General features: G+C 34.3%; 13 protein-coding genes and 2 pseudogenes. 2 read left to right on the top strand and 13 right to left on the bottom strand.

Annotated features, from left to right (window positions below; all coding sequences use genetic code 11):
* Positions 1 to 23 precede the first annotated feature (23 nt).
* The 8 genes and pseudogenes from CBF36_RS03165 to rimP all read right to left on the bottom strand — a co-directional run bounded on the left by CBF36_RS03165 (position 24) and on the right by rimP (position 6,174).
* Positions 24 to 992 carry a Gfo/Idh/MocA family protein gene (locus CBF36_RS03165; protein WP_165865364.1) on the bottom strand — a complete coding sequence of 323 codons (969 nt, stop codon included), beginning with the start codon at positions 990 to 992 and terminating at the stop codon, positions 24 to 26.
* Positions 993 to 1,117: 125 nt separating this feature from the next.
* Positions 1,118 to 1,465: a 30S ribosome-binding factor RbfA gene (gene rbfA / locus CBF36_RS03160; protein ID WP_125956563.1), complete on the bottom strand. Its 348-nt coding sequence runs from the start codon at positions 1,463 to 1,465 to the stop codon at positions 1,118 to 1,120.
* 31 nt (positions 1,466 to 1,496) lie between these two features.
* A pseudogene (infB, locus tag CBF36_RS03155) lies at positions 1,497 to 3,470 on the bottom strand (translation initiation factor IF-2); the annotation flags it as partial.
* A 242-nt stretch (positions 3,471 to 3,712) separates the two neighbouring features.
* Positions 3,713 to 3,821: pseudogene (locus CBF36_RS12565) on the bottom strand (translation initiation factor IF-2 N-terminal domain-containing protein); the annotation flags it as partial.
* A 12-nt stretch (positions 3,822 to 3,833) separates the two neighbouring features.
* A complete protein-coding gene (locus CBF36_RS03150; RefSeq protein ID WP_125956560.1) occupies positions 3,834 to 4,139 on the bottom strand; it encodes a L7Ae/L30e/S12e/Gadd45 family ribosomal protein in 306 nt (101 codons plus the stop codon).
* A complete protein-coding gene (gene rnpM, locus CBF36_RS03145) occupies positions 4,129 to 4,428 on the bottom strand; it encodes an RNase P modulator RnpM (protein WP_125956558.1) in 300 nt (99 codons plus the stop codon). The genes CBF36_RS03150 and rnpM overlap by 11 nt, the downstream gene beginning before the upstream one ends.
* A gap of 25 nt (positions 4,429 to 4,453) precedes the next feature.
* Positions 4,454 to 5,680 carry a transcription termination factor NusA gene (nusA, locus tag CBF36_RS03140; RefSeq protein WP_125956556.1) on the bottom strand — a complete coding sequence of 409 codons (1,227 nt, stop codon included), beginning with the start codon at positions 5,678 to 5,680 and terminating at the stop codon, positions 4,454 to 4,456.
* A gap of 20 nt (positions 5,681 to 5,700) precedes the next feature.
* Positions 5,701 to 6,174, bottom strand: coding sequence for a ribosome maturation factor RimP (gene rimP, locus CBF36_RS03135; protein ID WP_125956554.1), 474 nt, complete (start codon positions 6,172 to 6,174; stop codon positions 5,701 to 5,703).
* 240 nt (positions 6,175 to 6,414) lie between these two features.
* Between rimP and CBF36_RS03130 the strand changes: the two genes are divergently transcribed.
* Positions 6,415 to 7,233 carry a metallophosphoesterase gene (locus CBF36_RS03130; protein WP_125956553.1) on the top strand — a complete coding sequence of 273 codons (819 nt, stop codon included), beginning with the start codon at positions 6,415 to 6,417 and terminating at the stop codon, positions 7,231 to 7,233.
* 40 nt (positions 7,234 to 7,273) lie between these two features.
* Here CBF36_RS03130 and CBF36_RS03125 read toward each other — a convergent pair whose 3' ends face one another.
* Genes CBF36_RS03125 through CBF36_RS03105 form a run of 5 tightly spaced genes read right to left on the bottom strand, consistent with a single transcriptional unit; the run spans position 7,274 to position 11,663 of the window.
* The gene (locus CBF36_RS03125) at positions 7,274 to 7,672 is read right to left on the bottom strand and encodes a PTS sugar transporter subunit IIA (RefSeq protein ID WP_125956551.1); all 399 of its coding nucleotides are present in this window, start codon (positions 7,670 to 7,672) and stop codon (positions 7,274 to 7,276) included.
* 23 nt (positions 7,673 to 7,695) lie between these two features.
* Entirely contained in the window at positions 7,696 to 8,499 is an 804-nt protein-coding gene (locus tag CBF36_RS03120) for a PTS system mannose/fructose/sorbose family transporter subunit IID (RefSeq protein WP_125956549.1), read from the bottom strand.
* Positions 8,486 to 9,382: a PTS mannose/fructose/sorbose/N-acetylgalactosamine transporter subunit IIC gene (locus tag CBF36_RS03115; RefSeq protein ID WP_125956547.1), complete on the bottom strand. Its 897-nt coding sequence runs from the start codon at positions 9,380 to 9,382 to the stop codon at positions 8,486 to 8,488. The genes CBF36_RS03120 and CBF36_RS03115 overlap by 14 nt, the downstream gene beginning before the upstream one ends.
* 13 nt (positions 9,383 to 9,395) lie before the next feature.
* Positions 9,396 to 9,875, bottom strand: coding sequence for a PTS sugar transporter subunit IIB (locus tag CBF36_RS03110; protein WP_125956546.1), 480 nt, complete (start codon positions 9,873 to 9,875; stop codon positions 9,396 to 9,398).
* Positions 9,876 to 11,663 (bottom strand): glycoside hydrolase family 35 protein, encoded by a 1,788-nt coding sequence (locus CBF36_RS03105; RefSeq protein WP_125956544.1) that lies wholly within the window; start codon positions 11,661 to 11,663, stop codon positions 9,876 to 9,878.
* A gap of 207 nt (positions 11,664 to 11,870) precedes the next feature.
* On the opposite strand from CBF36_RS03105, the gene CBF36_RS03100 reads away from it, so the two are divergent.
* Positions 11,871 to 12,599, top strand: a complete 729-nt coding sequence (locus CBF36_RS03100) for a GntR family transcriptional regulator (RefSeq protein ID WP_125956542.1) — start codon at positions 11,871 to 11,873, stop codon at positions 12,597 to 12,599.
* The last annotated feature ends 235 nt before the right edge of the window (positions 12,600 to 12,834 follow it).

The raw sequence follows: 12,834 nt of genomic DNA, 5'->3' as shown, positions 1-12,834 counted from the left end.
AGGTTTCCCCTCCTTTAAGATAACTATTCTAGTTCCCATCCCCACTCGCGTCTCATCGCGTCCATCAACTCAATCACTCGTTGACTCACTTCGCGACAATCTGGGACATGTTCTAAATCTTTTTCATTAGCCAAATGATTTAACATATCCATCTCATAGGTGAATACGTCTTTTCCATCTCCTACTTCAATGACTTGTGTTGTTCCATCATTGTAAAAGATATCAGCAGTTGTTGCTCTTGGAAAATCATTAATTAATAAGTAACCTTCATCACCTGTTACTAAAATTTGTTTCGGTAATTTCCCTCTAAATGACAACATCACGCTGGCTAATTCATTATTTTTTGTTTTTAATGTTGTCACTGATTTTTCATCAACGCCACTTGGTGCCATGACAACCTCAGAAGAAACTAACTCGATATCTGTCCCTAATAAATAAACAGCTGCTGATAAGGCATATGGTCCAATATCAAATAATGCCCCACCGCCTTTTTCTAATGAAAAGAATCGATTATTTACATCGTACTCTTTACAACTACCAAATGTAATATTTGCGCCACTGATTTTTCCTAACACATTCTGTTCTAATAAACGACTCACCTCATGATACATTGGCATAAAGAACAATGTCACAGCTTCCAGTATGACCACATGATGTTTTTTAGCTAATGCAAACAACTCCTGTGCTTGTTCACCCTTTAGTACCATCACTTTTTCACATAGTACATGTTTGCCTGTTTCAATAGCTTTTTTAGCATAGTCATAATGCGTTTGATTTGGAGTAGCAATATAGACACAATCTAAATCATCATCGTTTAAAAATTCATTGTAATCTGTGTATCCATGATGCAGTTGATGTGCTTCTTTAAATGTTTCAAGAGATCTGGGGTTACGATTATACACTGAATGAATGGTGTATTTTGACGTATCTATTTGCGTCACAAATTCTGTTGCAATGACACCTGTCCCAACTATTCCGATATTTTTTACCAATCGAATCGCCTCCTAGTTAATCTTATTTTAGTTTATCATACTTCATTATTATGCGTTAATAATTGCTATTTTATGAAAAATAAAAAAGACTAGAGAAAATAAGTTATCCTCTAGTCTTACGTTACTTAATCTTTATGTAATCCTCTTAATAGTTCATCAATGTGATTACCATATTCAACTGATTCATCTCTTGTAAAGGTGATTTCAGGCGTTTTGTAGATGCTTAATCTATGACCTAATTCGCGACGTACTAATCCTGTCGCTTTTTCTAATCCTTCTTGAGCTTTTTGTTTATCAGATGCTTTATCACTTAACAAACTATAGAAAATAGTTGCTTCTTGTAAATCACCAGTTACTTTTACGTCAGTAATACTTACATCTTGTACGCGTGGATCACGAACTTTTTTATGTAAAATATCATTCACTTCTTTTAATATTTCTTGAGCGACACGACGATCTCGGTAATTTGCCATATGCTTATCCTCCTCATATAAATGAGCTGAATTATTTTTTCACTTCTTCCATGATGAACCCTTCAATGACATCATCAACTTTTACGTCATTGTAATTTTCAAGAGTTGCACCACATTCAAATCCCATTTTAACTTCTTTTGCATCATCTTTAAATCGTTTCAAGCTAGCTAAGTTACCTTCATGGATAACAATGCCATCACGAATTAGACGAATACCACAGTCACGACGAATGAATCCTTCAGTTACGTAACATCCTGCAATTGTCCCAACTTTAGACACATTGTAAGTTTCACGAACTTGCATTTGTCCTGTAATTTTTTCAACAAATTCAGGATCAAGCATTCCCTTCATAGCTGTTTCAATTTCTTCAATTACTTTATAGATAATACGATGTAAACGAATATCTACTTGTTCTTGTTCTGCTTGTGTACGAGCTTGTGCTGTTGGACGAACGTTAAATCCGACAATGATTGCATTACTTGCAGAAGCTAATGTGATGTCACTTTCATTGATTGCTCCAACTGCTGAATGGACGATTTTTACACGAACGCCTTCAACATCAATTTTTGTTAAACTGGCTGCTAAAGCTTCAGCAGAACCTTGAACGTCTGCTTTGATAATAACATTAACTTCTTTCATTTCACCGTCTTTAAGACTTTCAAATAAATTATCTAATGTAACACGTTGGCTTACTTGACGTTGTTCTAACAAGGCACGTTTCGCTCTTTCTTCACCCGCTGCACGAGCTGTTTTTTCGTCTTCGAAGGTTACAAATCTGTCACCAGCTTGTGGCACATCATTTAACCCAGTAATTTCAACTGGTGTTGCTGGACCTGCTGCTTTATCACGACGACCAATATCATTTGTCATCACACGCACACGTCCATGAGTGTTACCGACAACGATTGGGTCTTGTACATGTAGAGTCCCTTGTTGTACTAATAATGTCACAACAGGACCTTTACTTTTATCTAAACGTGCTTCAATAACTGTCCCGATAGCACGTTGTGTTGGGTCTGCTTTTAAGTCTTCTACTTCTGAAACAAGTAAAATCATTTCTAGTAATTCTTCAATATTATCACCAAATTTTGCAGAGATTGGAACAAAAATCGTATCTCCACCCCACGACTCAGGAATTAAACCATATTCACTTAATTCTTGCATCACGCGATCTGGATTAGCACTTGGTTTATCAATTTTATTGACAGCAACAATAATTGGTACTTCAGCTGCTTTAGCATGGTTAATCGCTTCAACAGTCTGTGGCATGACACCATCATCAGCTGCTACAACTAAAATCGTAATATCTGTAATACTTGCTCCACGAGCACGCATACTAGTAAATGCCGCATGTCCTGGTGTATCTAAGAACGTAATTGGTTTGCCGTCAATATCAATTTGGTAAGCCCCAATATGTTGCGTAATCCCACCAGCTTCTCCTGATGTTACTTTAGCATTTCTTAGAGTATCTAATAACGTTGTTTTACCATGGTCAACGTGTCCCATAACAGTCACAACAGGTGGTCGACTGACTAATTTGTCAGGATCAACAACATCTGCTTCAAAGAATTTATCAATATCAGCCACATCTTCTTGAACTTTTTCTTCCGCTTCAATACCGTAATCTGTTGCTAATAATTCAATTGTATCTTTATCTAAGGCTTGGTTTTGGTTAACCATCACACCTAAAAGGAATAATTTTTTAATAATTTCTGCTGGTTCACGATAAATTTTCTTAGCAATGTCTGCCACATTCATCCCTTCAGTGTAAACTAACACTTCTGGTAATTCTTTAAATTTACGTGGTGGTACAGCAGGTTTATTAGATGTTTGTTGTTTTCCTTTTTTATTGTTACGTCGTTTATTGTTTTTGTTATAACGATTGTTTTGGTTACCTTGATAAGGACGGTTACCATTATTATTACGGTTTCCACCTTTATTTTGGTTGTTGTTATTGCCTGTTGAATTATTGCTTCTATTTGCTTGATTAGAAGTATTTCCAGCTGGTTTTTTCGTTCCATTAGCTGAAGATTGTTGGTTATTATTTGGTTTATTCGTTGGTTGTTGTTTGTTTTGATTCTGATTATTCACTCGATTACCCTTACTGTTATCATTATTTTCTAACTTTTTGTTAGAATGATTATTTTTTTGAACTGGTGTTTTACCAGTGTTCTGTTTATCTTGTCCCTTAGCTTTTGAAGGTGCTAATAGGTGTTTGACTTTATCAATGTCTGAATCATTTAATGTACTCATATGATTCTTCACATCAACACCTGCGGACTGAGCTTTTTCTACGATATCTTTACTTGGAACATTAAGTTCTTTCGCTAATTCATATACGCGTTTTTTACTCATTCTCTCACCATCCTATTCTGTCATTAGTTCACACATCTTTCGAGAGAATCCTGTGTCACATACCCCGATAATCATACGATTTTTACCAATCGCTGAACTCAATTCAGCTGATGTACATGGTGAAATCAATTTTGTATGATAACTATGACACTTGTCTCTCATTTTTTTTTCGGTATTTTCACTTGCATCACTTGCTAAAATCACCAAATTTACAGTATTTTTTCTCACTGACTGTAAGGTTGTTTCTTCGCCAGTTACAAGTTTACCGGCTTTCATTGCTAAACCTAGGAGATTAAGAAATCGTTGTTTATTTTCCATTTCCGAATAATTCTCTCCTTGCTTTTTGATGTGAGACATAGTCTAGCAACTCTTGATAGAAGTCATCTGTCAACGTATCGTTTAACACTCTATCTAAAATCTTTTGATCCCAACTTTTTTGGACAACTTCTGGTTCCATAGATAGATAGGCCCCTCGACCTGGCATTTTTCCAGTTGGATCAATCGAAATCTCGCCTTCTTTAGAACGAACGATACGAATCATTTCTTTTTTAGGTTTCATTTCATTTGATACAACACATTTACGCATTGGAATTTTTCTTTGTTTCATCTATTTCGCCTCCCAAAAAGTGGTATTATTTTTCATCTTCTTCTACTGATTCAATAATCTCTTCTTCAATAACTTCTTCTGTTGTTTCTTCCACAACTTCTTCAATTAGTTCTTCTGCTAATTCTTCCAAAGTATCTTCTAAAATGTCTTCAACAACTAATTCTTCGTTTGCTTCAAGCACTTCTTCAATTAGTTCTTCTTCATTTTCTGCGGCTATTTTTTCCCATTCAGACTCAGGTTTAATATCAATTTTATAGCCAGTTAATTTAGCAGCCAGTCTAGCATTTTGTCCACGTTTACCAATAGCTAATGATAATTGGAAATCTGGCACAACGACCGTACAAGCGCGTTGGTTTGGCTCAAAAATCACATCTAATACTTGGGCTGGATTTAAGGCATTAGAGATAAAGACAGCAGGGTCTTCATTCCATTCCACGATATCCATATTTTCACCTTTTAGTTCATTCACGATAGCTTGAACACGTTGTCCTTTTGGTCCAACGCAAGTTCCCACTGGATCAATATCTTTATTAGCAGCCGTCACTGCCACTTTCGCTCTATCTCCAGCTTCTCTTGCAATGCTAATAATCTCTACTTCACCATCATACACTTCTGGTATCTCTTGTTCAAATAAACGTTTTAACAAGTCAGGATGGCTACGACTAACGTAAACTTGAGGTCCTTTTGATGTGTTTTCAACTTTTGAAATATAAACCTTGATGCGATCGTGTGGTTGATAAACTTCATTTGGGATTTGGTCTTGTTTAGATAATACTGCTTCAATTTTACCTAAATTAACATAAATGTAGCGGTTATCTTGACGTTCCACAATTCCTTGCATAATTTCATTTTCGTAAGCACTAAATTCATTATAAATAATTGAGCGTTCTGCTTCACGCACACGTTGTAAGATAACTTGTTTAGCCGTTTGTGCTGCAATACGACCAAAGTCTTTTGGTGTTACCTCAAAACGAATCATGTCGCCAATTTCATAAGCACCATTAATTTTTAACGCTTCTTTTAAGCTAACTTCTAATTGAGAGTCCATTACTTCTTCTGTCACTTCTTTAACAGAAAAAATATGTACATCTCCTTTTTTCTCGTCAAACTCAACCTCTACGTTTTGTGCTTGTCCATAATGACGTTTATACGCTGAAACCATCGCTGCTTCTAATGCTTCGATTACGATACTTTTTGAAATACCTTTTTCGCGTTCAAGAGCATCTAGTGCTCCTAACATTTCCTTGTTCATGTATTTCCTTAACCTCCATTTTAAAATTGAATAGCCAATCTCGCTTTGGCAATGTTTTTTCTATCAAATGTCATTTCTTTTTCTTGCGTTTTAATTTTTACTGATAGGGTGAGCGTCTCTGGGGTTACTTCTCTTAAGAAACCTTGATACTGCTTTTCTCCTTCAACAGCTTGATAAAAAGAGATATTTATATACTCTCCGATAGCATTGACATAATCTTCTTCTTTTTTCAATGGTCTTTCTGCCCCTGGTGAAGACACCTCTAAGAAATAGGCTTGTGGAATCGGATCTGGATCGATTGTGTCAAGTTTTTCACCTAACGCTTCACTGACTAGTGCGCATTCATTGATATCAATACCGCCATCTTTATCAATAAATACTCTTAGAAACCAATTTTTTCCTTCTTTAACATATTCAACATCTACTAAGTCAAATTGATAGCCTTCCAAGATTGGATTAACTAAGTCAGTGACTATTTCGACTACATTTGCCAATATTTTCGCCTCCCTATACATTTTCGAGAAATTCATCAAAAAGAGTGAGCGTCAACACGCTCACTCTTTCCACTCATATCACACAATGTTATGTTAGCATATTTTTCAACACTATTCAATGTTGTAGGCTTTTTTTTGAAAATATGGTTAAGAATTTTCTAAATTTTTTTATTTTAGTTCTTTATTTTTTAATTTTTGTTAATTTAACTTAAGACATTTTTTTACAAAGGAGGCGTCTTTATGACAAAAGTAAAAAACATCATCACAGGAGTCCTACTGAGTCTACCTCTACTAATGATTGCTGAAGGTATCCGTGAAAACAGACAATTAGATACTGAGTCCATTATTATTACCAGTAACCGTGTGAACGGACAACCAATAAAAATTGCCCAATTATCTGATTTACAATTTCCTAGAATAAGAGTTAATCAAACACAGTTATTAAATGAACTTGATAAAGAAAAACCTGATGTTCTTTTTTTAACAGGCGACACAATTGATCGGACTGAAACTGTGGAAACAACTAATTTTTTTAATTTTTTAAACGAATTGACAACTCGCTACCCAACTTATGTGGTCAACGGGAATCACGAAGAAACAAACCCTGATTATGTTTTATGGAAACAAAAAATCAAAGAAAGTGATGCTATTTATTTAGAAAATAATGTCACCCATTTATCAATTCATGATACGTCATTTAATATTGTTGGATTAAGTAACCAACAAACAGCACTTTCAAATCAAGATATGACTAAGATTAATCCTAATATAGAAACATTAATTTTGGCACATCATCCTGAACTATTTCATGAGTATCTAAACTCTTTTAATCAACCTTTAGCCATTTTTAGTGGGCATGCTCATGGTGGTCAATGGCGTTTTCCTGGAACTGATGGCCTTTTAGCCCCTGATCAAGGTATCTTACCAAAACTAACTAGTGGGCTATACATTAAAAATGATTCTCATCTTATTGTCAGTCGTGGTTTGGCAAATAGCACCTTTCCTATTAGGCTAAATAATTATCCTCACCTAATTTTTACAACTATTCAACAAGCATAGAGAAAAAGCTTTGGCACATTTCGGTACCAAAGCTTTTTCTCTATTCATCATCGTCATCCATCTCTGCTAATATTTGATTAACTGAAATAATATTTTTTATTCCACTATCTAATAAATCAACAGGTTGTTCTGTCAGCACACTATTAATAAATCCAATAACCATCGGCATATTCATCCCTGCATACAATGTGATATCCTCACCTGATAAAATCATTTTCGAAATCACGTTGCATGGCGTACCACCCATTAAATCTGCTAATACTATATAATCATCTAAATGTTTCGTTACATCTAAAAATTTATTTTTAAAATCTTCTTGCCCTTCACTAGGTAATAAGGGAATTGTTTTTATTAAATCTTGTGGCCCCATAATCATTTCCGTACTTTCTTTTAATGCTTCACAGAAATTCCCATGACTGATTAATACCAAATGAGTCATCCTTACACTTCCTTTACCAATAATTATTTAGAAATCACGCCTAAGGCTGATAAAGCAATACAAACAACTAATACGATAAAGATTGCTCTTGTAGATGTCATGTTTTTCTTACCTAACATCCAGTAAATCACACCCACAACCACTGCAGGTAATAAACGAGGTAAAATCATATCCAAGTTATTTTGCATATCTATTGTTAAATCTCCAATAACAGGTGCCCAAGACAATTTTACATTGACCATTGTAGCAACTAATGCTCCAACCATGAATACCCCTAATAAAGTTGCTGCATCTGTTAAAGCTGTCAATCTATGTTGCATAGTAGTGACCAAAGATACCCCTTCTTTATAGGCAAATTCTAACTGTTTCCAACGAAAAACCATCACAGCAATCTGTGCCGCAATCCAGATGAATATCCCTGTTGGATTCCCATTAATCGCCATATTAGCAGCTAAAGCTCCAAATATTGTCGGAATTAACGCACCAAATATCGAATCCCCAATCGCTGCGAATGGTCCCATTAAACCTGCTTTCAAACCTGAAACAGTTTCTTTTGATTGATAGCCTTCTTTTTCTTCAATAGCTAAGTCAATCCCTGTAATAATAGTATTAAAAAAATTCGATGTGTTAAAGAATTGCGCATGCGTTTTCATCATTTCTTTTAACTCTTCAGTATCATCACCATACATTTTTCTTAACTGAGGTAAGATAGTGTATAAATAACCTGACCCCTGCATTCTTTCATAGTTCCAACCTAATTGGAAGGTAAATAAACTACGACGGTTAATTTGATTAAAGTCTTCTTTTGTTAATTTATATTTCGTCATCTTCAATCTCCTCCTCAGCTGATGGATTTTCTGACTTAACATTCACTGACGTATTTGTTTGAGCAGCATAACCATTTTTGTAATGGATTGAAGCAAAAGCAAAACCGATTAAAGCAACTCCTAACATAGGTAATCCATTAAAGATACCTTGGAAATCTTTTACAACACTTGCTACACCAGCTCCAAGTAATTGAATGTTACCAAATACTGTTGTAAGTAGTGCTGTAATAACAAAACCTAAAATTAAATAAGGGAAATGTTTTTTAACTGGTAAATAACGTAATAAAATAGCAAATCCGACTGCTGGAAGAACTGCTCCGGCAACTGATAACCCATCTCCTAACCATTTTAAACTTCCATTTAAAACAGCTACTACTTGTTCAACTAAACCGCCACCAAAAGCTAATGCTAAAAATACTGGAATCATTCTTGAAAGAGCCCAAGAACAACCGCCGAATAAGAAGTTTCTCTCAATACCTTTATAATCCATGTTATCGATTGCTGTATCAATTCTATGCGCAAAGAATGTATTAGCAAATCGACCAAGAATATCCATTTGAATCATTAAACTAGCAACTGGTACAGCAATCGCTGCGATGGCTTGTTCTGGATCCATGCCTAAAGCAACAGAAAATGCTGTTGCTAAAATTGTTCCAGAGTTCGCATCAATTTTGGAAGCGCCGCCAAAAGTACCTACTCCTAAAACAGTTAATTGCATGCTTCCACCAATTAAAAGTCCCGCTTTGATATCTCCCATTACAAGACCTGCAAACAACCCTGCAAATACTGGTGCACTTAAAGAAGAATAAATTTGTAGCTCATCAAGAATCTGGTATCCTGCGTATAACGTTAATAATAGCACTTGCCACCATAGTATTGTCATTAGTTTTTCCTCCTTATTTTGTCAAAAATGACATAAAATCTTCTGCTTTATCACTTGGAACCATTTGTGCAACCAATTTTACTCCCTTCTCATTTAATTTATTAAAATAGTTGATATCATTATCATCTACGTTAATTGATTTTGTAATAGATCTTGTTGTTGTACTTTGAGACATATTGCCAACATTAATTTCCTCTATTGGTACTCCTGCCTCAACTAACTCGTACAAAGTTTCTGGTTTTTTTGCTACGATGAGTAATCGCTGTGAATCATATTTGCCAGCTAATATATTCGCTGCTGCTTTTTCTACTGGTAATACGCTTAACTTCACTCCAGATGGTGTTGCTAGTTTCAATCCACTTTTTTCAATAGCGTTATTGCATACCACATTATCAACCACCATGATGCGAGAAATATTTAATTTAGTAGTCCATAAGTTAGCTACTTGTCCATGTATTAATCTTCCGTCTATTCTTACTCCTATAATACTCATTTATAATTCCTCCTCTAATATTGTTTTTATTATTGGTTTTTCAACCAATTGTAGCGTTTCTTTATACTGACCTTCCGTTTCGAACACCACAATGTCATTGTGTCCTACTTTTAGTAATCCACTTGGAACAAAGAGAGTCATATACGGTCCTTTATTCCAAAAACGTCCAACGTTAACATTATTAACTAATACAACACCTTTTCCAAAATCTGACATGTCGATATATGTATCACTTATATCATCAACTATAAATTCAAACTGATAAAAGGCTGCCTGATTTTCTTCCCACTCTCCTGAAAAATCAATTCCCTCAGTTGTTTCCAGTTTGATTGGATAATGTTCCCATTCGGTGATGAAATGTAAATCTGACATGACACCCGTTCTAATCCCCTTACGTTGCGTGTCTGCAAATAATTTATGTCCATAATTTACTCGACCCATATTTTCCATTAAAATATCGATTTGATTGCTTTCATTCACTAATGGTACGGTGATATTTTCACCAATTTCTTGTTGATATTGAGTTAATTTTAATTCTTGGTTTAAATAAAAATGAAGTCTGTCTCGTCCATCAATTACACGATAATATTCTTCTTCTTTATCCTTAGAAACGGTTGTTCGATATACGACATATCCAGTATTTTGATTCAATTCTTCCATAGAAAGTGGGTATTTAGATTTAACTTTTTCACTCAACGTCTCTAAGGTTGAAAACAAAGCTACTTTATTGGATAGTTTTACTGTTTGATTAGGCAAAGAATGTTTAATTAAAGGCTCCTTAATTTCAACATCTGGAAACATCTCTTTAACCAACTCTTGAATCAAGTAATACTTTTTAGTTGGATTACCTTGTTCATCTAAAATGGCATCATAATCATAAGATGTTACTTGTGGTAAATCTATTTGACCTCTTGCTGAGCAACCATTCATAAAACCAAAATTCGTTCCACCGTGAAACATGTATAAATTAATACTTCCTAATTCCAAAGCTTCTTTAACCGAATCTCTTAATTCTTCTGGATCACGTTTAATGACATTATCTCCCCATCGATTAAACCAGCCATCCCAAAATTCCATACACATAAGTGGAAATTTTTTATCATACTTATCAAAAAATGCTTGTAAATTCGCAAAATTCTCTTTGGCTTTAGAACCAAAATTTCCTGTCGGCAGTATTCCATCTTCAATCATGCTACCTGCCTCTAAAGTTGCTTGCCAAGCACCATCTGAAGTGAATAAAGGCATCACAATTTGCCTATCTAGCATGATTTGTTTTAAATCACTTAAATACTCTTTATCCTCCCCGTATGACCCATATTCATTTTCAATTTGAAACATTAAGACATTACCTTTATTTACCAATTGGTGTTTCACTAATTTGGGTAGCAATTCATCATAGTAATCAGAAACATGGTTTAAATATGTTTCATCGCTACGTCTGATTTTCATGTTTTGATCTTGTAACAGCCAAGCAGGAAAACCGCCAAATTCCCATTCAGCACAAATATACGGAGACGGACGAACAATCGCGTATAACCCTAAATCCTTTGCTATTGATAGAAATTTTTCAATATCTAATATCCCCTTAAAATCAAATTCTCCCTTTTTAGGCTCATGTAAATTCCAAGGGACATATGTTTCAACGGTATTAAATCCCATAGCCTTAAGATTGTATAGCGAATGATACCAATCATCAGGATGTACCCTGAAGTAATGAATTGCCCCAGATAAAATTTTAAAGGGCTGACCATCTAGTAAAAAATCCTCTGAAATTTCAAATGTTGACACTACCTCACCAACCTTTTTCCAAAATCCAAAACCTAATATACTAGGACTTGGTATACTAAGATAATACCATTTTTTAAAAGCGTTTTCAATAGTTTTTGTGTTTATTTTTTAACATTAATTAATCCTAACAACCATTGAATTATCAATAAAAATAAAGTAGGATAACTATAGGTTATGGTATGACAAAATAAAAAAGGAGCACTCATTATGATTCCAAAATATTTAGTTATTAAAAACGAATTGTTAAATGAGATAAACACTGGTAAATTTCATCCGGGAGATCGTTTTTATAGTGAATCTGACTTAATACAAAAATATGATGTCAGCTCTATTACTGTTATTAGAGCTCTTAAAGAATTAGTTTTAGATGGGTATTTATATAGTGTTAAAGGAAAAGGACGCTTTGTTAGTCAAGGGAAAAATCAACAATTAGTACGTTTTACAGATGTCGAAAAGTTTCCGGATCATAATACAGACGTCAAAATTATTAGCATAAAAGAAATCAACAATGATAGAATTAGACAAAAATTGAATGTCTCAAAATCCACTGTTATTTATCAATTTGAAAGATTAAGAATAAGTGATGGAGAACCATTTTTTTTACAATATTCTTATATCCCAGAAACATTCGTAAAAAAAGAAGATTTGAATAATCCAGAAAAATTCAAATCAATCTACAAAAAAATGGAATTAGACTTTAACTTTCACCTGTCTACGTCGCCTTCCATCGAATACTATAAAATTTTATTTCCAACACCAAAACACGTGTCATCTCTTTTAAATATTAATGAGTATGAACCAACGAGTTTTGCAGAAAGAACAACTTTTTTAGACAACGGAACAATTGTAGAGTACATAGAAAGCTATAAAAGGTGGGATTATTATTGTAGTAAAGTTGAAAGCGTGACAAGCGTTTCTCCAATCATTAACTCATAACTATAAAAAACGGCTGTACACTAAATCGTGTTGATAGATTAAATTCTATCAATGCGATTTTTTATTTAGACATAGAAAAAGAGGCATTCTTATTGGTAAAATTAAGTCGACTAAAACCAAAATTACAAAGGAGAATACCCCTATGGATAATAATACAAGAAAACTACTCAATTTAACAGATGATTCTCTTATTTTTAATGAGAATTGGTTGTCTCGCGAAGCGAGAGACAACCGA

Origin of the sequence: Vagococcus bubulae (genome assembly GCF_003950315.1) — a bacterium.
Classification (GTDB): Bacteria; Bacillota; Bacilli; order Lactobacillales; family Vagococcaceae; genus Vagococcus; species Vagococcus bubulae.
The sequence above is the reverse complement of the archived record's forward strand: the minus strand, read 5'-3'. Positions and strand labels throughout refer to the sequence as shown.